This window comes from Variovorax sp. SPNA7 (assembly GCF_033807855.1).
In the GTDB taxonomy this organism is placed as follows: Bacteria; Pseudomonadota; Gammaproteobacteria; order Burkholderiales; family Burkholderiaceae_C; genus Variovorax; species Variovorax beijingensis.
Genome location: NZ_CP138513.1, coordinates 2332728 through 2354189, shown reverse-complemented (window position 1 = coordinate 2354189; position 21462 = coordinate 2332728). Strand labels below are relative to the sequence as shown.

At 69.3% G+C, this 21462-nt stretch carries 18 protein-coding genes; 9 read left to right on the top strand and 9 right to left on the bottom strand.

The window, feature by feature from the left end; translation table 11 throughout:
• Window positions 1-20 precede the first annotated feature (20 nt).
• Together RZE77_RS10880 and RZE77_RS10875 are read right to left on the bottom strand one after the other, a co-directional pair.
• Window positions 21-494, bottom strand: coding sequence for a CBS domain-containing protein (locus tag RZE77_RS10880; RefSeq protein ID WP_018902879.1), 474 nt, complete (start codon window positions 492-494; stop codon window positions 21-23).
• 20 nt (window positions 495-514) lie between these two features.
• Window positions 515-829, bottom strand: coding sequence for a hypothetical protein (locus tag RZE77_RS10875; protein WP_012747132.1), 315 nt, complete (start codon window positions 827-829; stop codon window positions 515-517).
• 215 nt (window positions 830-1044) lie between these two features.
• Between RZE77_RS10875 and RZE77_RS10870 the strand changes: the two genes are divergently transcribed.
• Both RZE77_RS10870 and RZE77_RS10865 read left to right on the top strand, forming a co-directional pair.
• Entirely contained in the window at window positions 1045-1524 is a 480-nt protein-coding gene (locus RZE77_RS10870; RefSeq protein ID WP_319431782.1) for a DUF421 domain-containing protein, read from the top strand.
• A gap of 39 nt (window positions 1525-1563) precedes the next feature.
• Window positions 1564-3345, top strand: a complete 1782-nt coding sequence (locus tag RZE77_RS10865; protein ID WP_319441844.1) for a thiamine pyrophosphate-requiring protein — start codon at window positions 1564-1566, stop codon at window positions 3343-3345.
• Window positions 3346-3363: 18 nt separating this feature from the next.
• Here RZE77_RS10865 and RZE77_RS10860 read toward each other — a convergent pair whose 3' ends face one another.
• Window positions 3364-3801, bottom strand: coding sequence for a hypothetical protein (locus RZE77_RS10860; RefSeq protein ID WP_319441843.1), 438 nt, complete (start codon window positions 3799-3801; stop codon window positions 3364-3366).
• A gap of 255 nt (window positions 3802-4056) precedes the next feature.
• Between RZE77_RS10860 and RZE77_RS10855 the strand changes: the two genes are divergently transcribed.
• Window positions 4057-4488, top strand: a complete 432-nt coding sequence (locus RZE77_RS10855) for a hypothetical protein (RefSeq protein WP_319441842.1) — start codon at window positions 4057-4059, stop codon at window positions 4486-4488.
• 34 nt (window positions 4489-4522) lie between these two features.
• Window positions 4523-4786, top strand: a complete 264-nt coding sequence (locus tag RZE77_RS10850; RefSeq protein ID WP_319441841.1) for a hypothetical protein — start codon at window positions 4523-4525, stop codon at window positions 4784-4786.
• A gap of 6 nt (window positions 4787-4792) precedes the next feature.
• On the opposite strand, the gene RZE77_RS10845 is transcribed toward RZE77_RS10850, so the two are convergent.
• Window positions 4793-5656, bottom strand: a complete 864-nt coding sequence (locus RZE77_RS10845) for a c-type cytochrome (RefSeq protein ID WP_319441840.1) — start codon at window positions 5654-5656, stop codon at window positions 4793-4795.
• A gap of 87 nt (window positions 5657-5743) precedes the next feature.
• Here RZE77_RS10845 and RZE77_RS10840 point away from each other — a divergent pair, with 87 nt between their 5' ends.
• Genes RZE77_RS10840 through RZE77_RS10830 form a run of 3 tightly spaced genes read left to right on the top strand, consistent with a single transcriptional unit; the run spans window position 5744 to window position 9623 of the window.
• Complete coding sequence (locus tag RZE77_RS10840) at window positions 5744-6142, top strand: c-type cytochrome (protein WP_319441839.1); 399 nt, start codon at window positions 5744-5746, stop codon at window positions 6140-6142.
• Complete coding sequence (locus tag RZE77_RS10835; protein ID WP_319441838.1) at window positions 6139-7095, top strand: cytochrome c oxidase subunit II; 957 nt, start codon at window positions 6139-6141, stop codon at window positions 7093-7095. The genes RZE77_RS10840 and RZE77_RS10835 overlap by 4 nt, the downstream gene beginning before the upstream one ends.
• Window positions 7092-9623, top strand: coding sequence for a cbb3-type cytochrome c oxidase subunit I (locus tag RZE77_RS10830; RefSeq protein ID WP_319441837.1), 2532 nt, complete (start codon window positions 7092-7094; stop codon window positions 9621-9623). Before RZE77_RS10835 ends, RZE77_RS10830 begins: the two co-directional genes overlap by 4 nt.
• 9 nt (window positions 9624-9632) lie before the next feature.
• Here RZE77_RS10830 and RZE77_RS10825 read toward each other — a convergent pair whose 3' ends face one another.
• Window positions 9633-10157, bottom strand: a complete 525-nt coding sequence (locus RZE77_RS10825) for a DUF2938 domain-containing protein (RefSeq protein WP_319441836.1) — start codon at window positions 10155-10157, stop codon at window positions 9633-9635.
• Window positions 10150-11031, bottom strand: coding sequence for a class I SAM-dependent methyltransferase (locus RZE77_RS10820; protein WP_319441835.1), 882 nt, complete (start codon window positions 11029-11031; stop codon window positions 10150-10152). Before RZE77_RS10820 ends, RZE77_RS10825 begins: the two co-directional genes overlap by 8 nt.
• A 74-nt stretch (window positions 11032-11105) precedes the next feature.
• Here RZE77_RS10820 and RZE77_RS10815 point away from each other — a divergent pair, with 74 nt between their 5' ends.
• Together RZE77_RS10815 and RZE77_RS10810 are read left to right on the top strand one after the other, a co-directional pair.
• On the top strand, window positions 11106-11546 hold the full coding sequence (locus tag RZE77_RS10815) for a helix-turn-helix domain-containing protein (RefSeq protein WP_319441834.1): 441 nt from the start codon (window positions 11106-11108) through the stop codon (window positions 11544-11546).
• Between the two features lie 156 nt (window positions 11547-11702).
• Window positions 11703-12041, top strand: a complete 339-nt coding sequence (locus tag RZE77_RS10810) for a PRC-barrel domain-containing protein (RefSeq protein ID WP_319441833.1) — start codon at window positions 11703-11705, stop codon at window positions 12039-12041.
• A gap of 351 nt (window positions 12042-12392) precedes the next feature.
• On the opposite strand, the gene RZE77_RS10805 is transcribed toward RZE77_RS10810, so the two are convergent.
• Genes RZE77_RS10805 through glgX form a run of 3 tightly spaced genes read right to left on the bottom strand, consistent with a single transcriptional unit; the run spans window position 12393 to window position 21440 of the window.
• Window positions 12393-17450: a malto-oligosyltrehalose synthase gene (locus tag RZE77_RS10805; RefSeq protein ID WP_319441832.1), complete on the bottom strand. Its 5058-nt coding sequence runs from the start codon at window positions 17448-17450 to the stop codon at window positions 12393-12395.
• Window positions 17443-19278, bottom strand: coding sequence for a malto-oligosyltrehalose trehalohydrolase (gene treZ, locus RZE77_RS10800; RefSeq protein WP_319441831.1), 1836 nt, complete (start codon window positions 19276-19278; stop codon window positions 17443-17445). The genes RZE77_RS10805 and treZ overlap by 8 nt, the downstream gene beginning before the upstream one ends.
• Entirely contained in the window at window positions 19275-21440 is a 2166-nt protein-coding gene (gene glgX, locus RZE77_RS10795) for a glycogen debranching protein GlgX (protein WP_319441830.1), read from the bottom strand. The genes treZ and glgX overlap by 4 nt, the downstream gene beginning before the upstream one ends.
• Between the last annotated feature and the right edge of the window lie 22 nt (window positions 21441-21462).

Genomic DNA, 21462 nt, shown 5'->3' with positions numbered 1-21462 from the left:
GAACACGCGTGGCGCCGGCCCTACGAGGAGCCCCCGCCGGCAGGTCCGCTGGCCGCGGACTGCCCCGAGCGGTCGGGCTCGGCCGGCTGGGAAATGATGTTGAGCGTGTCGCCGGCCTTGCCGATGTCGCCCTTTGCGGCGGTGTCGCCCAGCGACAGCATGCCCACCAGCCTGCGGCCGCGGTCCACCACCGGCATGCGCCGCACCTGGTAGCCGGCCATTTCGTCCATTACGGTTTCGACGTTGTCGTTCTCGCTGCACCACTTGACGTCCTTCGACATCACCTCGGAAAGGGCCGTGTCCAGCGGGCGCGTCTGCGCGACCACGCGAAGCACGATGTCGCGGTCAGTCACCATGCCCAAGAGCCGCTGGCCGTCGCACACGGGAATGGCGCCGATGTCCAGCTCGTCCATGGCCTGGGCGGCCAGCGCCACCGTGTCGGATGGCGACAGGGTCCGCACGCCGCGGGTCATCAGTTCGGATACGCGTGTCATTGGATGTTTTCCTTGGGTGGTCAGCCGCTGCGCCGCTCGGCATTGCGCTTGCGCGTAGCCGCAGCCTTCTTCGCCGATGCCGAGCGTTCGGCGGCCGTGCGGGATGCCGCCGCGGCCCCGCCCTTGTGGCCGCCGGTGCGCGAGGGCGCGTGGTTCTCCGCCTTGCCCCGGCCGCTGCCGCTCTTCTTGCCGCCGCCGGTCTCGGCATTGACGGTGGCCCAGGCGCGCCTTTCGGCTTCGCCCTTGCCCACGCCGCGATGCTCGTAGCCTTCCTCGATGTGCTCGGCCTTGCGTTTCTGCTTGTCCGTATAGGATGACTTGTCGCCTCTTGGCATTGCTTTCTCCTGGAGGGTGAAGGAGCGTTTCATGCTGCGCGTTGCGTCCGCGCCGCGGGTCGGAGGACGCAGGCCTTGTGCGTGGGAGCAGTCTGGCGCGAGGCCATTGTGGGATTGCGCCGACGGTGCCTGAGGCTGATTGCACGACATCCGCAGGCGCGGCGTGCGCGGAACATCGCGCTGCAGGTGGCCGCCCTCGCCGCCGAAGGGCACATATGAACCTGTCCGACTTGTTCTCCCCCGACCAGCCGCTGCTGGAGATGGTGATCCGCGGCAGCGCGATCTACTGGTTCCTGCTGATCGTCTTCCGCTTCATCCTGCGGCGCGACATCGGCTCGATGAGCATGGCCGACCTGCTGTTCATCGTGCTCGTGGCCGATGCCTCGAGCAGCGCGATGCAGGGCGAATACAAATCCATCACCAACGGCGTGGTCCTGCTGGGCACGCTGATCGCCTGGAACTACCTGCTCGACCTGCTGGGCTACCGCTACGAACTCGTCGGGCGGCTGCTGGAGCCGCCGCCCGAGCCACTGGTGCGGCACGGCAAGCTGGTCGCGCGCACGCTCAGGAAAGAGCGCATCACCGTCGACGAGCTGATGGGAAAGCTGCGCGAAGAAGGCGTTGACGATCTCGGCAAGGTCCGCCTCGCGCGGCTCGAGAGCGACGGCAAGGTCAGCGTCATCCGCAATGAGTGAAACACACGGGCAACGCCCGGCAATGGAACTGGAGCCTCGATGAAGAAGACAGTCAGCGATTTCGTGGTCCAGCGCCTGCACGACTGGGGCGTGCGGCGCGTCTACGGCTACCCCGGCGACGGCATCAACGGCCTCATGGGCGCACTCGACCGGGCCGATGGCGCCATCGAGTTCATACAAAGCCGCCATGAGGAGCTGGCCGCCTTCATGGCTTGCGCGCATGCCAAGTTCTCGGGCGAGGTGGGCGTCTGCCTGGCCACCTCGGGACCGGGCGCGATCCACCTGCTGAACGGCCTCTACGACGCGAAGCTCGACCGCCAGCCGGTGGTCGCCATCGTCGGCCAGCAGCAGCGCAGCGCGCTCGGCGGCGACTACCAGCAGGAGGTAGACCTGGTCTCGCTGTTCAAGGACGTGGCGCACGAGTTCGTGCAGATGGCCACCAGCGCGGAGCAGGTTCGCCACCTGATCGACCGCGCGATGCGCATCGCGCGCGACCGCCGCGCCGTCACCTGCGTGATCGTCCCCAACGACGTGCAGGAACTGCCGGCAGTGCCGGTGCCGCCGCGCAAGCACGGCACCGTGCACAGCGGCATCGGCAGCACGGCCAGCGCCGCGGTGCCGAATGCCGCGGCGCTGGGGCAGGCGGCAGACATCATCAACGCCGGCAGCAAGGTGGCCATCCTGGCGGGCGCGGGCGCGCTGCATGCCACCGACGAGCTGATCCACGCGGCCGAGCGGCTCGGCGCCGGCATTGCCAAGGCCCTGCTCGGCAAGGCGGCGGTGCCCGACGATCTGCCCTTCGTGACCGGCGCCATCGGCGTGCTCGGCACGCGGCCCAGTTCGCGCATGATGGAAGACTGCGACACCCTGCTGATGGTGGGCTCGTCGTTCCCGTACGCCGAATTCCTGCCGCCCGAGGGGCAGGCCCGCTGCGTGCAGATCGACACCGACCCCCGCGCCATCGGGCTGCGCTACCCCACGGAACTGGGCCTGGTCGGCGACAGCCGCGCCACGCTCGCCGCCCTGCTGCCGCTGCTCGATCACAAGGAACACGGCGCCTGGCGCCAAGGCATCGAGGCCGACGTGGCACGCTGGTGGCGGGTGCTCGAGGCGCGCGCCCATGTGGAGGCTTCGCCGGTCAATCCGCAGCGCGTGTTCTGGGAGCTGTCGCCGCGCCTGCCCGAAGAAACGGTGCTCACCTGCGACAGCGGCACCGCCGCCAACTGGTACGCACGCGACGTCAAGCTGCGCCGCGGCATGAAGGCCAGCCTGTCCGGCGGCCTGGCCACCATGGGGCCGGCCCTGCCCTATGCGATTGCGGCCAAGCTGGTGCATCCCGACCGGCCCGTGGTCGCCATGCTGGGCGACGGCGCCATGCAGATGAACGGCCTCAACGCGCTCATCACCTTGGCGCGCATGTGGCGCGACTGGGCCGATCCGCGCCTGGTGGTCATGGTGCTCAACAACCGCGACCTCAACCTCGTGAGCTGGGAGCAGCGCGTGCTCGGCGGAGATCCGAAGTTCAACGCTTCGCAGGAACTGCCCGACTTTCCCTATGCGCGCTTCGCGGAGATGCTCGGGCTTGCGGCCCTGCGCGTCGACACGCCCGACGCCATCGGCCCGGCATGGGACGCCGCCTTTGCGGCCGACCGCCCGATGCTGCTGGAAATGGTCACCGACTCCGCCGTGCCGCCGCTGCCGCCCGATGTTTCGCTCGCCCAGGCCAAGTCCTACCTGCTGGCCCTGTGGCAGGGTGATCCCGAAGCGATGCGGACCATCAAGGCCACCATGCGGGAATACTGGGCCAGCGCGACGGCGTGACGATGGGTCTGGCCTCTGCTACTGCCCGGTCTTGATGCCCGCCCTGGCCTTCGATTCTTCCTCGCTCGCGCGCGCCAGGCACGCGGCCTTGTCGCCGCCCTGCCGCTCGTTGCACTTCTCCCTGGCAACGTCGTAGTTCACCGCCACCCGCGTTTCGGCGAGCCTGCGGGCATTGGCGTCGCTGGGGCTGCGCTGTTGGTCGAGTTCGGCCAGTGCGATCTTCTGGCGGCCCTGCGCTTCCTTGACGCAGACCGCCCTGGCGGGCTCGACCTGTTTCTCGCACTGTTCCAGCGCGGCCTTCAGGTTGGCGCCGATCCGTTCGCGCGCCGCGCCGTACTCGACGATGGCCGGGTCGATCTCGGCCGGATGCGGCGGCGAAGTCTGCGCGCCCGCTGGAACGATCACAGCCGCCCACAGCAGCGCGGCGGCGAACAACGTGTGAAGCTTTTCTTGCATGGCGATCTCCTGTCAGTCGCTCTCCATGCAGTGTGGGCACCGCATCGTCCGCGCCGGTAGGACGTGCGCCCAAGCCGGCCCGAGGCACCGCCGACGCCCCGCCGCTGCATGCCCGCGCCCGCGGGAAGCGTCAGCATGTGCTTACGACCGCTTCGCAAGGCGTCCTACCGCTGCGCCCCCGCCGACTTCTATATTGGCTTCAGACGCCGGCTCCTCCCCCTGCAAGAAAAACCACCGGCGTCAAGGAGCTCAACCATGAAGAAACTGTTATTGATGTGCGCCGCAGCCTCCTGCATGGCAGTGGTCCAGGTGCATGCGCAAGTGAACACGCCTCCTGCGGCGGCCACCGATCCGGCCATGGCCGAATACAAGGCCGCGCGCGACAAGATCTCGGCCGACTACAAGGCCGACAAGGCGGCTTGCGATGCCATGAAGGACAACGCCAAGGACGTCTGCATGGAAGAAGCCAAGGGCAAGGAAAAGATTGCCAAGGCCGAACTCGAGCAGAAGCAGAAGCCCAGCGACGGCAATGCCCGCAAGGTCGCAGAGGCCAAGGTGGAAGTCGCCTACAGCGTCGCCAAGGAAAAGTGCGACGACCAGAAGGGCGAAGCCAAGGATGCGTGCGTGAAGCAGGCCAAGGCCGAAGAGTCCAAGGGCAAGGCCGACATCAAGGCAATGAAGAAGTAATGGCTGACAACCCCGGCCCCGGGACCGCGAAGCGGTGAAGCCCTTGCAGACGCTCGCCATTTCCGAAGCCCTGCGCGCCCAGCTGTCGGCCGACAACCTCCTGGCCATCAATTCGCATGGCCAGGAGGTTCTTCATGGCCTCGACTTCGCCGAGTCGCAGCTTCTCGTGGACTGCAGCGAGCAGCCCCCCACGGAAGCCTCCATGCAGGAGCAATGCGCCAGGCTCGTCATCAAGCACGAGCGGGCGCGACTGCGCATCGCCACGGTCGACGACGAACGCAACGCGGCCAAGTTCTAGCAAGGTTCAGCGCAGCGCCGCAAGGTAGGCGGCGATGTCGTGCGCGTCCTGCTCGGACACGCCCATCTCCGGCATCGCCGTGAGCGGATCGACCTCGTGCGTATGGCGCAGCCAGCGCACCATGTTGTCGGGCGTGTTGGCGAGCTTTCCCGCGATCAGCGAACGGCCCCCCATGCCCGTGAGCGGAGGCCCGACGTTCGGCGACGAGCCCGTGATGCCCGGAATCGTGTGACAGGCGCTGCATGCGTACTGGTACAGCGCGCGTGCGCCGCGCTGCGCATCGGCCACCCGCAGCGGCGCCGCGCCGGCTGCCGGCCCGCATGCCGGCCGCGCCGGCGTGCCCTGCGCACCGGTGGGCTCCACGCGCGTCGCTTCGGCGTACTGCTGCGGCGTGAGGTCGGGCAGGCGCGCCATGAACGCCACCACCGACCACAGGTCTTCCTCGGACAACCTGAACTCCCAGGCCGGCATGCCGCTCATGCGGATGCCGTGCTTGGTCAGCCAGTAGAGTTCGCGCGGCTTCCAGTGGTGCCGCGCATCCACCAGCGGCCCGGGCAGGGGCTGCATGCTCTTTCCGATGTCGCCCTGCGCGACGCCCGGTGCGCCATGGCATTGCACGCACTTGTCGCGAAAGCAGGCCGCGCCGCGCATCACCAGTTGCTCGTCGTCGAGCCGCGGCGGCTCGATGTTGCGGGCGCGCATCTTCACCGACTGGTGCATGGCGGTTTCCAGCAGCGAGTAGACCGGCTGGAAATGCTGCTGCGTGGCCGCCACGTCGTAGAGGCCGCCATACACCACCAGCGCGCCCGCCGCCACGCCCGCGATGCCCAGCGCGGCGACGGTGAGTAGAACGGTCTTGGGTGCACCCATCGGCAGCATTCAATTGGCGGCATTGTCCGACGCGCACCGGCGCCGCCGTGTCGGCGCAAGCCGCATTCCAATCCGCAGAATCGCGGCATGGTGGCCGCCCCGTCATGCCGTGCTGTGTGCCCGCTCGCCTTGCTGGTGCTGGCGATGCTCGCGGGCGGATGCACACCCGGAGACGACGGCCCCGCCTTCGGCCAGGCGCCACACGCGCAGCGCGAACGCGGAAGGCTGCTGCTGGCCCAGTACCAATGCGGAAGCTGCCACACCATTCCCGATGTGCAGGCGGCGCGCGGCCGCATCGGCCCCACGCTCGCCGCCTTCGGCCGCCGCAGCTACATCGCCGGCCAGGTGCCGAACGGCCCCGACGCCCTGGTGCGCTGGATCGTCGCGCCGGCCGCCGTGGTGCCGGGCACCACCATGCCGGCGATGGGCGTCTCGCCCGACGATGCGCGCGACATGGCAGCCTACCTGCTTGCGCTCGAACGATGAACGCCGCGAGCGAGGGCCTGCCCCAATCCGCGCTGCGGGCCGCCGGCCCCATTGCGCAAACGCTGCTCGAAGTGAGCGGCGTGCTGGCGGTGGGCGGCGCATTGATCTTCGCCGGCGTCATGCTGCTGCTCGTGCTCGCCGTTCGCCGCCGGGGCCGCAGCAAGGTGAGCACGCGCTGGTGGGTGCTCGGCGGCGGCCTCGTATTTCCGACGGTGGTGCTCTCGGCGCTCTTCGCCTACAGCGAATTCCACCGGCCGCCGTGGCGGCCCATTCCACCGCCCGGTGCGCTGATCGTCGGCGTCACGGGCCACATGTGGTGGTGGGAGGTGCGCTATCGCGACCCCGCCAGCGGCACCGAGGTGGCCACGGCGAACGAGATCCGCATTCCGGTCGGCCGGCCGGTCTTTTTCGGCCTTGGCAGCGCCGACGTGATCCACAGCTTCTGGGTGCCCTCGCTCGGCGGCAAGATGGACATGCTGCCTGGCCGCGTGCAGCACCTGCAGCTGCAGGCCGACCGGCCCGGCACCTGGCGCGGGCAGTGCGCCGAATACTGCGGCGAGCAGCATGCGCGCATGGCGCTGCACGTGGTGGCCGAGGAGCCCGCGGCCTTCGATGCATGGCTTGCGGCGCAGGCAAGGCCGGCGGCCACTTCGACAACCGCGCTGCCGCCCGAGGTCGAACGGGGTCGCGAGGCCTTCCTCGCACACCGCTGCAACGCCTGCCACACCGTGCGCGGCGTGAGCGAGCAAAGCCGCCTCGGCCCCGACCTTACCCACGTGGGCAGCCGGCTGCACCTGGGCGCGGGCACCGTGGCGAACGATCCCGCACAGCTCGCCGCATGGGTGGCCCACACGCAGCAGCTGAAGCCGGGCGCGCGCATGCCCTCCTCCGGCGATCGCATCGGCGAGGCCGACCTGCAATCCATCGCGGCCTGGCTCGCGCAACTGAAATGACGCAAGCTCCAAAAGAAGATCCTTCGAATCTGCCGCCGCGCCCCGCAGGCGAGCGCGAGGCGCTCGAGCGCGCGTGGCGCCCGCCCGTCGGCTGGCGGCAGCTCTCGGCGGTGAACAACACGCGCATCGGCGTGTTCTACATTGCCACCGCCATGCTCTTCTTCGTGCTGGCCGGCATCCTGGCGCTGATGATGCGCACGCAGCTCGCGGTGCCCGACAACCACCTGATCGACGCCGGCACCTACAACCAGCTCTTCACGATGCACGGCACCGTGATGATGTTCCTGTTCGCGGTGCCCATCGTCGAGGCCGTGGCCATCTACCTGCTGCCGGGCATGCTGGGCGCGCGCGACCTGCCCTTTCCGCTGCTCTCGGCCTATGCGTTCTGGGCCTATGCCATCGGCGGCATCGCCTTCTTCTGCACGCTGTTCTTCGGCGTATCGCCCGATGGCGGCTGGTTCATGTATCCGCCGCTCACCGGCAAGGAGTTCTCGCCCGGGCGCGGCGCCGACTGGTGGCTGCTGGGCATCGGGTTCATCGAGATCTCGGCCATTGCGGGCGCCATCGAGCTGATCGTGGGCGTGCTGTTCACGCGCGCGCCCGGCATGACGCTGATGCGCATGCCGATCTTCGCCTGGGCCATGCTGGTCACCGCGCTGATGATCGTCATCGCGTTTCCCGCCGTGATCGCGGCCACCATGCTGCTGGAGCTGGAGCGCGCATTCGACTGGCCCTTCTTCATTCCCGCGCGCGGCGGCGATCCGCTGCTGTGGCAGCACCTGTTCTGGTTCTTCGGCCACCCGGAGGTCTACATCATCTTCCTGCCCGCGGCCGGCATGGTGTCGATGATGGTCGCCACGCTCGCGGGCACGCCGCTGGTGGGGCACCGCGCAGTGGTGCTGGCGCTCATCGGCGTGGGCGTGGTGAGCTTCGCGCTGTGGGCGCACCACATGTTCACCGCGGGCCTGGGCAACCTCTCGCTGCTGGTGGTGTCGGCCGCGAGCTTCGTCGTCGCCATACCGAGCGGCGTGCAGGTGTTCGCGTGGATCGCCACCTTCTGGCGCGGCCGCGTCGCGCTCAATGCGCCCACGCTGTTCCTGCTGGGCTTTCATTTCATCTTCGTGCTGGGCGGCCTCACCGGCGTGATGGTGGCGGTGCTGCCCTTCGACTGGCAGGCGCACGACAGCTACTTCATCGTCGCGCACCTGCACTACGTGCTGATCGGCGGCATGGTGTTTCCGGTGTTCGCGGGCTTCTACTACTGGGTACCGGTCTTCAACGGCCACCGGCTTTCCGAGCGCTGGGGCCGCTGGGTGTTCGGGCTCATGTTCGGTGGCTTCAACCTGGCGTTCTTCTCGATGCACATCGCGGGCATGCTCGGCATGCCGCGGCGCGTGTACACCTACGGCGGCGACCTGGGCTGGAACGCGCTCAACATGCTGTCCACCCTCGGTGCCTACACGCTGGCCGCCGGCGTGCTGCTCTTCATGGTGGATGCGGCGCGCACGCTGCGCCGGCCCCAGCAGGACCACGACAATCCCTGGCGCGCGGGCACGCTCGAATGGCTGCCGCCGCGCGAATACGGCGTGCGCAGCATTCCGCAGGTGGATTCGCGCTATCCGCTGTGGCGGCAGCCCGCGCTGCCGCAGGAGGTGGAGGCCGGGCGCCACTGGCTGCCCGGCACGGTGTTCGGCGGCCGCGAGACGCTGGTGACCAGCCTGCGCGACGCGCGGCCGATGCACCTGCTGCGCCTGCCGACCGACAGCTGGTGGCCGCTGGGGGCTGCCGCCGGCACCGCGGGCTTCTTTCTTCTTCTCACGGTGTCGCAGGCGCTGCCTGCGTTGGCCTGCGGCGTGATCGCGGTCGCATGCATCCTGCGCTGGCTGTGGGACTCCGACCTTCCACCGCCGGTGGCCACGGTCGACGTCGGCCATGGCGTGCACCTGCCGGTCGGCGCGCACGGGCGGGCATCGCACTCGTGGTGGGCCATGATCGTGCTGATTGCTGTGGACATGACGATCTTCGTGTCGCTGCTGTACACCCATGTGCACTTGTCGATGGCCAGCGACGTGTGCCCGCCGCCCGGTGCCGCGCTGCCGCCCCTGCGCTGGCCGCTGGGTGCGGCGCTGCTGCTCGCGGCCGGCTCGGGCGCCATGGCGCTGGCCGCGCGCAGGCTGCACACGGCCGATGCGCGCCGCCAGCGCTTGCTGCGCATGCTTGCCGCACTGGCCATGGCCTGCGCTGCCGGTGCGGCCGCGCTCGACATCGGCGGCCACCAGCTCGCCGGGCTCGACCCGCGCGCGCAAGGCTGGAGCGCATCGGTCGGCATGCTGCTGGGCTACCAGGCCTTCCACGTCGCCGTGCTGATGCTGATGGGCGGCTACGTTCTGGTGCGCTCGTGGTCGGGCCGGCTGCAGCCCGCGGCCCGCGCGACCATCGACAACACCGCGCTGATGTGGCATTGCGTGACCGTGCAGGGAATCATCGGGGCGCTTGCGGTGCAAGCCGTGCCGCGGCTGCTGGGCTGAGCCGCCGCTTCAACAGAAGCCGCGCCATTGCAACCGTTCCAGCAGCAGGCTCGCACCCCACCCTGCCCCATAGAGCCCGAGCCCGAAGATGCCGTGCGTGACCAGGCTGTGCAAGCGCGCGGCGCCGGGGCGCGGCGTGCGGCTGGCCGCAATGCCGGCGCCCATGCCCGGCTGCATCAGGAAGAACGGCGCCACCACGCTGCCGATGCCGACGGCGAGCGCCGGGCCGATCGCCGGCCGGCAAACCCAGCCAAGGCCCCAGAACGCGAGCAGCACGGCCGCGAAGGCGATGCCCGTCAGGTAGTGGGCCGTCCAGCCGATCAGCCGCTCGTGCGCCACGGGCGGCGATGCGCCGATGGGATCGTGCCGGAAGCGCCCGCGCGCCAGGTGGACGAACCAGCGGCCCACCAGCGCGTAGTCGAGCGAGGGCACGCCGAGCAGCCGCTTTCGGATGACGGCCCAAAGGTCCATCACTACCGTGGCGCCAGTCCCGACCACGGCGGCACCCACCAGACAGCCAAGTGCTTCAGGCACGGGCGGCCTCCTCGTGCGTGGCCGATGCGGAAGGCACCCGCGCGCCGATCATCCAGCAGGCGGCGGTGAAGCGAACTTGGCTGCCGTGCACATAGGGCTCGAACGCCGCGCGCATGGCCTCGGTGACCCGTGTGCGCGTTCGCTCGTCCGCATCCTCGAGAACCAGGCCCACCGGCCCGAGCCGCGTGAGATAGCCATGCAGCGCTTTCTCGGGCAATGTGCATTCCACATCGATCGGCCGGATGTCGATGCCGGCCCAGCCGCTCTCTTCCAGGATCGAGACAACCCGATCGCGGTCCGCGAAGGAGAACTGTCCCGGCGCACCCGGCCTGCGCGCCGGCAGGTTCGGCAGCAGCGGCGCGGCGGCGCGCTCGGCCGTCGTCATGAACGGGTTGTCCGCGGCGCTGCGCCATGCGATGGCCCGGAGCGCGGCGCCATCCTTCGCGGCATGCCGCAGGTTCGCAAAGGCCTGCACCGGGCTGTCGAAGAACATCACGCCAAAGCGCGAAACGATCAAGTCGAAGCTCGCCGGCTCGAAGGCCTGCCTCTGCACGTCGCCGCAGATGAAACTTGCCTGCATTCCCGTTCGTTCGGCGCGCGCCCGGGCGGCGGCGATCATCGGCGCGGAGATGTCGGCGCCGACGCAATGCCCCGCCGCGCCGAGCACCCGCGCAATGGCCAGCGTGGTGGCGCCCGTGCCACAGCCGACGTCGAGCACCCGGCGCGCGGAGGCGGCGCGCGCCTCGTCCGCGAGCAGGTTCTCGAACGGCGCGAACAGTTGGTCGAGCGACTCCTGCGCATCGACCCAGGCGCGGCCGCCGCGGCCGTTCCAGAGGGCGGCTTGTTCGTTGTGTTGCTGCTCTGTGATGTCCATGATGGTTTGTCCTTGGCTTGCCTGAAGAGGCGGAAGCTAGACTGTGCAACTTCAAGTCGACTTGAGGTCAAGAGGTGACGGCACAACATCTGGACATCGCCCAAGTGGCACAGCAATCCGGCGTCCCCGCATCGACGCTGCGCTTCTACGAGGAAAAGGGGCTCATCGCCTCGACCGGCCGGCGCGGCCTGCGCCGCCTGTTCGGTGCCGGCGTGCTCGAACGCCTGGCGCTCATCGCCGTGGGACGCGCCGCAGGCTTCTCGCTCGACGAGATCGCGCGCATGTTCGCGCCCGAGGGCGGCCCGCGCATCGACCGGCGAATGCTCGCGGCCAAGGCCGAGGAGATCGACCGCACCATCCGCAAATTGAGTGCCATGCGCGACGGCCTGCGGCACGCGGCGGCCTGCCCCGCGCCCAGCCACATGGAGTGCCCGACCTTCAGGCGCATCGTGCGCGCCGCGGCTTCCGGGGCCATCGGCGCGCGCGAAAAGAAGGCGCCCAAGTTGCCGAATTAGGCGGTGCTTCATGCGGCACCCGGCAGCCAGACAGCCTCCTACAACACGATGATCTCTTGGCCGATGCGGCGCGGATTTTCTGGATCGAAAGTTGCAATCCTGGGCACTGCAAATCTATGCCGTCATTCCCCAGAAATGCCGGCCGGAGACTTTTCCATGGTGAGCGCCAATCCAGTTATTTCGTCAGAACGTGTCGAGGGGACATCCGTCTACAACACGTCGGGAGACAAGCTCGGCAGCATCGATGAACTCATGATCGACAAGATCTCGGGCCAGGTCCGCTATGCGGTGTTGGAGTTCGGCGGCTTCCTGGGCATAGGCACGGACCGCTATCCGCTCCCCTGGTCCATGCTGAAGTACGACACCTCGCAGGACGGCTACGTGGTGCCGTTGACCAAGGCGCAGATCGAAGGCGCGCCGAAGTATGCGAGCGACCGGGTGCCCGAGTACGACGATGCGTACAGCGGGACGGTGGACAAGTACTACGGGCTTTGAAAGCACACGGCCGCAGCCGTCCGGATATGGCGGCTGCGGCCGTCTCTGGGAGGCTCTTTGTCGTGGGCAGCAGCAGTGAGGGCATTTGTCTCCCCGGAAAAGGTGCGTACCGCTCATGCGCGCGTGCGGCGCAACTTCTACAGTGATTTCACGGCGAAACGCTTTGTTCCAAGACAGGCAAACAAGCGGCGCCGGTTGTCCAACTCGCTGGAGAACGCACATGGAACGCAGCCAACTACCCGGAAATTGCTTCTTGGTGCTCGTGTACTTGCTCGCGCTGCTTGCTTTGTGGCTCAGCAACTGAACGTGAAGCGGCCGACTCGAAACATCACTTCTGGCGAACCAATATGCTCAGCCCTTGAACGCCGCCCAGGGCATGCGGCAGAACGCTTCTTCCAGCGATATGGCGCGACCCTCGGCAGCCAGCGATTCGCCGGTGAGCATATTCACCAGTGTTGTGCCTTCGAGCCCCTCAGGCAGCACCACCCTCGTCCCCCGCCAAGCATCCGAATCGGGAAGCATCGGCACACCCTCCGCCCCGGCGCGCGCAATTCCCGCAAACAACCGCCCCGCCATCACCACCAGCGTCCGTCCTTCGTGCCTGCGCGCAAAGGCCACCACATGCCGCGCCAGCGGCCCTTCGACCGCGAGCCCTTCATAGCTGCCTTCGCGGAACAGTTCCGCATGCTCGCGCCGCATCGACAGCAGCCGCCAGATGAACCAGAGCTTCGCGCGGCCATCGTGCGGCGACTCGGCGAGCGACTGCACGCGCGCAACAAGATCGAGCTCGCCAGTCATCGCCTGGAGCTCGTCGAGCCGCCGGCTGCGCAGTTCATAGTCCACCGGCCTCCGGTTGTCCGGATCGACCAGGCTCAGGTCGATCAGCTCGCTTCCTTGATAGAGATCGGGCACGCCGGGCGAGCCGTACTTCAGCAGCGTGAGCGTGAGCCCGTTCCACGCACCGAACCACGACAGGCGATCGGCCAGGCGCTGGATGTCCGCAAGGCAGCCGTCCTTCGATAGGTCCGAAAGAATCCGCTGCACCAGGGCTTCGAGCGCCGCCTCGTACTTCTCGTCGGGCTGGGTCCAGCGCGTGTGGAGCTTGGCTTCGCGCGCAGCCTTCTGCATGTACTGCCACACGCGCGCCGCATAGGCCGGCACGTCGGCAGCATCGAGCCCGCCGAAGGGCAAGGTGCCGAGCAGGGTCTGGTAGAGCAGATATTCGTCGGCGCGCGAAGGCGCCGCGCCCGCCGGCTCGCCGCCGCGGCAGAGCGCATGCCAGCGCGCGAGCGCGTCGCACCACTCGACAGACATTTCGGAGAGCACGTCGATGCGGTTGCGTACTTCCTCCGACCGTTTGTTGTCGTGCGTGGAGGTCGCGAGCATGGTGTGCGGCCAATGCCGTGCGCGGTCGGCGCTGAGCGCGTGGAACTCGGGCACGTCGATGCCGAACCGGTCGGGCTCGCCGCCCACCTCGTTGAGCGAACTGAGCGGAAAGTAGCGGTAGAACGAAGTGTCCTCCACGCCCTTGGCCGCGACCGGCGCGCTGAACTGCTGGAAGCGCATCGCGAACCGGCGCACGCGCTCGGCCAGTGCCGGTGGCGCATGCGCGGCCGCGGCCTCGCCGCGCAGCGAGCGGCGCACGAAGGCGAAGACGGAGCGGTCGGCATCGACGCTCTGGCGCTCGGCCGCCTCGGTGGCGGCGTCGATGAAATGCGCGTCCTGCGCGGAGGGTGCGTCGACGATGTAGGTGCGGTAGACCGGCATGCAGGCCGCCACTTCCGCGAGCGCGCGGCGCAGCGCGTTGAGCGTGTAGTCGCGCGTGCCGCGGTCGGCCCGCGCGATCCTGAGCAGCTCGGTGGAGAGCACGTTGAGCTCCGACGACAGCGCATTGCGCATGACCTCGCGCTTGCCGGACCTTGCGACCGAATCGAAGTCCTGCGCCTCGCCCGTGAAGCCATGCCAGGCCTGCCGCAAGGCGTCGGCCGCGGCGGTGTCCACCAGCACGCCGTTGGCCACGTTGGCAAAGCGGTAGCCGGTGGTGCCGTGCACATGCCATTCGACCGGCACCTCTTCTTCCGAGGCCGCGATCTTCTCGGCCACCACATACAGCGGGCGCGGGGGCCGGCCGTCGGGGCCGGAGGCCGGCAGCACGATGCCCGCGCGGCGCGCATAGCCTTCCTGCAACTGCCGGAAGTAGCGCGCGGGGTCGTACAAGCCATCGGGATGGTCGATGCGCAGGCCGTCCACCACGCCGGCCGCGGCAAGGTCGAGCGCGAAGGACTGCGTGGCCTCGAACACCTCGTCGCGCTCCATGCGCACGGCCGCCAGGTCGTTGATGTCGAAGAAGCGCCGGTAGTTGATTTCGTCGGCCGCCACGCGCCAGTAGGCGAGCCGGAAGGCCTGCATGTCGATGAGCCGGTGCAGCTGGTCGCGCGCCTCGTCCGAGGCCAGGTTGAACTCCGCCACCGCGGCCAGCACGGCGCGTGCGAGCGACGGATGCGCCTCTGCCAGATGCGCGAGGCGGGCCTTGAACAGCTCCTTGTCGCGCACGCGCTCGGTGCATTCGGCAGGCGTCTGCGCGCGGCGGCTTGGCAGGTGGCCGAAGGCGGCCGACAGGCTCGCGAGCTGCCCCGCGAGCGCGGGGTGCTTCAGATGCTGCAACGCCTGCCCCAGAACCACGGGATAGCTCTCGGGCGCCAGCGGAAACCGGTGGTCGAAGTAGCGCAGCGCGAAGCTGCCCTGCGCCGCTTCGAAGTGCAGCACCAGCTCCCCGCTCGCGAGCACCTCGCCGTAGTGCCCGCCGAGCACCGGCAGCAGCACCTTGCCGGCCAGCTCCTTGTTGAGCGGCTGCCAGTCGATGTCGAAGTGATGCGCGAAGAGCGAAGCCGGGCCGTTCTCCAGCACGTCCATCCACCAGGCGTTGTCGGCACCGAGCACGCCCATGTGGTTGGGCACCATGTCGAGCAGCTGCCCCAGGCCGTGCGCCTGCAGCGCCGCGACGAAGCGCGCAAAGCCTTCGGCGCCGCCGAGCTCGGGATTGACCTCGGCATGGGCCACCACGTCGTAACCGTGCGTGCTGCCCGCGCGGGCGCGCTGGATGGGCGAGCAATACACATGGCTCACGCCGAGCTGCGCAAGGTAGGGCAGCACGCGGATCGCATCGTCGAAGCCGAAGCCCTGGTGGAACTGCAGCCGGTAGGTGGCCCGCGGCACGCGCGCCTGCAGCAGCGGCGGCGCGGCTTCCGCGCCCAGGCTGCGGCGCGGGCGCGCGGCGCGCAGGTGTTCCGTGAGCCCCTGCATCGCATCGCCCGCCGCCAGCTCCTGCACGGTCGGCACCAGCTTGCGCCGCCAGTTGGGATGCGTGTCGGTGGTGCCGGGCATGTTGGCCTGCTCCACCTCGCCGGCCACGTCCTCGAGCTGGAACACCATCAGCGCCGACGGGGCCGCGGCAAGGAACGCGTGGACCGCCTGCATGATGCGCGGCGAAGGCATTGCGAGCGACAGCGCCTGCGCCGCCTCGTCCGGCGACAGCAGCCCCGCCTCGCGCACCGCCAGCATCAGCTGGATGCGCTCCTGCGCACGGCCCAGCAGCTGCGCATCGAACAGCCGGGGGTCGGGAAAGAGCCCGAGCGCCAGCCGCAGCCGAAGGTCGTGGCCCGACCACCAGCCCGCGAGCGTGGCAAGGTCGTGCGTGCTGATGGCCACCAGCGCGGCCGCCGGGTAGGCCGCGGGCGGCGTGAACCCGCCGCCCTGCTGCTTCTCGAAATAGAGCAGCCGGTAGGAGAGCACATCGGCGCGTGCGAGCGCTTCGCGCATCGCGTCTTCCACCGTGCCCAGGTCTTCGCCCACCACCATGCAGCAATGCCGATGGCTCTCGACCGCCACGATGGCCAGCATCTCCTCGACCGGATAGCGCACGTAGGCGCCGTCGCGCGGCGAGCGGCCCGGCGGAATCCAGAACAGGCGCATCAGCCCCATCACATGGTCGATGCGCAGCGCGCCGGCATGCCGCATGTTGGCGCGCAGCATCTGCACGAAGGGCTGGTAGTGGTGCGTGCGCAGGTGGTCGGGGCGCAGCGGCGGCAGGCCCCAGTTCTGCCCGGCCGGGTTGAACTCGTCGGGCGGCGCGCCGATGCTCGCACCGACCGCGAAGCAGTGCCGCGCGGCCCAGGCATCGGAGCCACCGCGGTCCACCGACACGGCCAGGTCCAGGTAGAGCCCGATGCCCATGCCCAGCGTCTTGCAGCGTTCACCCGCGCGCGCGAGCTGGCGCTCGGCCACCCATTGCAGGTACTGGTGGTATTGCAGCCGCTCGGCATGCTGCGCCGCGAAGGCCTGCACCTCGGGCGAATCCGCCTGCCGATAGGCCTCGGGCCAGGCAAGCCAGCCCCAGCACTGCGGATCGGCCGCGGCGAAGTGGGCCTGCAGCGTCTCGAACAAGGCGTGCTGCCGCAGCGGCTCGCCCTGCGCCGAGACAAAAGCCAGGAAGGCCTCGCCGCGCGCATCAGGTGCGCCGGCCGGCGAAAGATGCCGCGCGCGGAAGTGCTCGAACAGCAGCTCCAGCACCTCGAACTTGGCGGCGGCCACGCCGGCATGGTCGACCAGCGGTGCGGCCCGCAGCGCCGCAAGCCGGCCCTGGAACCCCGGCGATTCGACGTGCCGGCGCGCGGCCTCGCAGGCGGCGAAGTCGTCGACCGCCTCGACGTCGATGTACAGCACGTTGATCCATTGCCGCGACGACGGGCTGTAGGGGCTGGCGCGCGGCGGATCGGTCGGGAACAGCGCGTGCAGCGGGTTCAGGCCGACCAGGTCGGCGCCCTGCCCGGCCATGCGGTCGACGAGCGCTTCGAGGTCGCCGAAATCGCCGATGCCCCAGTTGCGCGCCGAGCGCAGCGCATAGAGCTGCAGCGCCGGCCCCCAGACGCGGCCGCCGTCCTGCACGGCGGGCGGGCGGTAGCAGCGGCCGGGCGAAGCGATGAGCATCGTTTCGCCGGCCAGTCCGTCGATCTGCAGCCAGTGGTAGCCGGGCGCGAGTGGCTCTGCCAACTGCAGCGTGCAGGCGCCATGCGGCCAAGGCTGCGCGTCGGCTTCGCCCTGGCGCACAAGCCCCTGCTCGTCACGCAGCCGCCAGCGCAGGCTGCCCGAGCGCTGCGGCAGCTGCAGCGACCAGTGCGGTGCGTGCGCCTGCACCACCTGCACCGGTGGCATGGCGGGCGCGGAGGAAGCATCGGCCTCTTCGCCGACCACGGCACCCGCCTGCACGCCGAACTCGGCCAGGAGCGCGGCCAGGTTCTCGGGCGACGCATGGCGCAGCGTTCCGAAGGCGTCGTGGTAGGCCGCGGAAATGCCGTAGTGCCGGCACAGGCGCTCCAGCGCACCGTTGCTCCAATGACCCGGATCAGCCACCGCCGATGTCCTCCAGCGTGGCATGCACGGCGCCGCGCTCGAGTTGCAGGCCGGCCGCATCAGCTACGGCGCCCCTGCTGTAGAGCACCGTGCCCGCAGGCGCTGCAGTGTCCACGGCAGGCTGCGCGCCAAGGTTCGCGAGCAGATGAAGACGCTTGCCCGACAGCGCCCACCGGACCCGGATCAGCCCCTCTTCGCAGCCATGGCTTCCCGCGCCGCGCACGCCGGCCAGGTGCGGCACCAGCAGCCGATGGCGCAGGTCGAGCAGTTGCTGCACTTCGCACAGCTGCGCGAAATGCGGCCGCGTGCCGCGCTCGCGCCAGCGCAGCTTCGAGGCCTGGAAGGTCTGGTCCGCGTTGGGATCGGGAATGCGCGCGCGCGCGGCTTCGTCGGCAAAGGCAGCGAAGCGGCCGAACTCCGCGCGGCGCCCTTCGGCCACGGCCGAAGCCAGCTCCGGGCCGAAATCGCAGAAGTACAGGAACGGCGACGAGGCCGCGAATTCGTCGCCCATGAAGAACATGGGTACGTGCGGCGACAGCAGCACGCAGGCCAGCGCGGCGCGCACCAGCACCGGATCGCCCAGCGCATGGATGCGCTCGCCGAATGCGCGGTTGCCGACCTGGTCGTGGGTCTGCAGGTAGGACACGAAGGCAGTCGGCGGCAACTGCGTGCTGGGTTCGCCGCGCGGCTCTCCGCCGCGGAAGGCCGAGGGCTGCCCCTGGTAGATGAAGCCTTCGGCCAGCGCGTTCGCAAAGCGCGCTGCGGCGTCGTCGGCATAGTCGGCGTAGTAGCCGTCGCGCTCGCCGGTGGCCAGCACGTGGGCGGCGTGGTGCAGATCGTCGTTCCACTGCGCGGTGCCCGCCACGGGCAGGCCGTTGCTGTCGCGCGCCAGCAGCGAGGCCTGGTTGGCGTCGTTCTCCAGCACCAGGTGCACCTGCCGCTCGCGCGCCGGGCCGGCGTTCAGCGCCTCGCGGATCTCCTGCACGATGTGCCTGGGCGATGCATCGCGAATGGCATGGATCGCATCCATGCGCAGGCCGTCGAAGTGGAATTCTTCCACCCAGTACAGCGCGTTGTGGATGAAGAAGTCGCGCACGGTGCGCGAGCCCGGTCCGTCGAAGTTGATGGCCGCGCCCCATGGCGTGTGCTCGGCCGCATCGAAGAACTCGGGGCAGCATGCATGCAGGTAGTTGCCTTCCGGCCCGAAGTGGTTGTAGACCACGTCGAGCAGCACCATCAGCCCCAGCGCATGCGCGGCGTCGACGAGGGCCTTGAGCTCGTCGGGCGAGCCGTAGCTGGCGTCGGGCGCGAACTGCAGCACGCCGTCGTAGCCCCAGTTGCGCGCACCGGGAAAATCCGCGAGCGGCATGAGCTCGACCGCGGTGATGCCCAGTTCCGCCAGCTCGCCGAGCCGCTCGCGCGCGGCCCGGAAGGTGCCTTCCGCGGTGAAGGTGCCGACGTGCAGTTCGTAGACCACGGCCTCGTGCCAGGGGCGGCCGCGCCAGGCGGTGTCGGCCCATGCGTAGCGGGCCGGATCGACGACCTGGCTCGGCCCGTGCACGTCCTGCGGATTGAAGCGCGAGGCCGGGTCGGGCATGGTGGTGCCGTCGGCCAGCCGGTAGGCGTAGAGGTCGCCCGCGCGCGCGTCGGCAAGCGTGAGGCGGTGCCAGCCGTCCGCGTCCTGCGCCATGGCGTGCAAGGCCTCCTTGCCGCCCGCCGGCGTGTGCACGAGCGTGACGGCGTGCATGGACGGCGCCCACAGTGCAAAGTCCACGCCGCCATCGCCGCGCACCGTGGCGCCGAACGGCATGCGGTGAAAACGCTTCATGGCCGCACGTCCGGCCGGCTCAGCACCACCAGCGAGCGGCACTGCAGCGGATAGGCGGGCTCCGACCAGGCGGGCGCGAGCGCGGCCACGTCCTCGGTGGCGGGCGGCGGGGTGCCGCTGGCGGTGTCGAGCAGCAGCCGCCACGCGCCGTAGGGTGCGGGTGGCAGGGTGAACGAAATCTCGTCGTGGTGCGCGTTGAACAGCACCAGAAAATCATCGTCGTGCAGCGCCTCGCCGCGCGGCCCGCGGTCGGCGATGCCGCCGCCGGACATGTACATCGCCAGGCATCGGGCGTTGGCGTCGCTCCAGTCCTCGGGGCGCATTTCGGCGCCGTCGGGCCGGAGCCAGACCACGTCGGTCACGCTCTCGGCCTCCGAGGGCTTGCCGGCAAAGAAGCTGCGGCGCCGGAACGAAGGATGGGCGCGCCTGAGCGCGATGGTGCGCTCCACGAAGGTGATCAGCGCCTGCCGCTCGGGCGTGGGCGTCCAGTCGATCCAGCTGATGTCGTTGTCCTGGCAGTAGGCATTGTTGTTGCCGTTCTGCGTATGGCCGCGCTCGTCGCCGGCCAGCAGCATCGGCACGCCCTGCGACAGCAGCAGCGTGGCCAGCAGGTTGCGCTTCTGGCGCTCGCGCAGCGCGGCGATCTCCGCGTCCTCCGTCGGCCCTTCGGCGCCGCAGTTCCAGGAGATGTTGTGGTTGCTGCCGTCGCGATTGTCCTCGCCGTTGGCCTCGTTGTGCTTGTCGTTGTAGGAAACCAGGTCGTCGAGCGTGAAGCCGTCGTGCGCGGTGATGAAGTTGATGCTCGCGTGGGGCCGCTTGCCCGACCAGCCGTAGAGGTCTTCCGAGCCGGTGAGCCGCTTGCCGACCTCGCCGATCACGCCCGAGTCGCCCTTCCAGAAACCGCGCATGCCGTCGCGGTAGCGGTCGTTCCATTCGGCCCAGCCGAGCGGGAAGTTGCCCACCTGGTAGCCGCCGTGGCCCAGGTCCCAGGGCTCGGCGATGAGCTTGACGCGGTTGAGCGTCGGATCCTGGCGGATGGCGTCGAAGAACCCCCCCAGGTTCTCGACCTTGCCGGATTCGCGCGCCAGCGCCGAGGCCAGGTCGAAGCGGAAGCCGTCCACGTGCATTTCCTCGGCCCAGTAGCGCAGCGAATCCATCACCAGCTGCAGCGCATGCGGATGCTCCAGGTTGACGGTGTTGCCGCAGCCGGTGAAGTCGTCGTAGTAGCGCCGGTTGTCGGCGTTGATGATGTAGTAGGAGGCGTTGTCCACGCCGCGCATCGAGAGCGTGGGCCCGAGCTGGTTGCCTTCGCAGGTGTGGTTGTAGACCACGTCCAGGATCACCTCGATGCCGGCCGAGTGCAGCGTCTTCACCATGGTCTTGAATTCCTTCACCTTGCCCGAGGCGCTGTAGCGCGTCTCCGGGGCGAAGTAGGCCAGCGAGTTGTAGCCCCAGTAGTTCTGCAGGCCCTTCTCCGCCAGGTGCCGGTCGTTGAGGAAGCTGTGCACCGGCAGCAGCTCGATGGTGGTCACGCCCAGGCGCTTGAGGTAGTCGACCACGGGCGCGCAGCACAGGCCGCCGTAGGTGCCGCGCAGCTCGGGCGGCACGTCGGGGTGGCGCATGGTGAAGCCGCGCACATGCAGCTCGTAGATCACCATGTCCTGCCACGGCACCGAGGGCCGGCGGTCGTCGCCCCAGGTGAAGGCGGGCTCCAGCACGCGGCCCTTGGGCACCAGCGGTGCGCTGTCGCGGCGGTCGAACGAGAGGTCTTCGCGCTTGCTGCCGACCGTGTAGCCGTAGAGCGCATCGCCCCAGCGCAGCTCGCCCACCAGGTCTTTCGCGTAGGGGTCGACCAGCAGCTTGTGCGGGTTGAAGCGATGGCCCTCTTCGGGCTTGTAGGGGCCGTGCACGCGGTAGCCGTAGGCCTGGCCGGGTCGGGCCTCGGGCAGGTAGCAGTGCCATACGCCGTCGGTGCGCTCCCGGATCGGGATGCGCTGGATTTCATGGCGGCCCTTGTCGTCGAAGAGGCACAGGTCCACGCCTTGCGCGTGCTGGGAAAAAAGCGCGAAGTTCACGCCCTCCCCGTCCCAGTTGGCGCCCCGCGGATAGGGGCGGCCCGGCCAGACGGCCGAGATCGGATTGCGTTGGCTGCTGCGTGTCATCAAATTGGATGTGGGAGAAAGA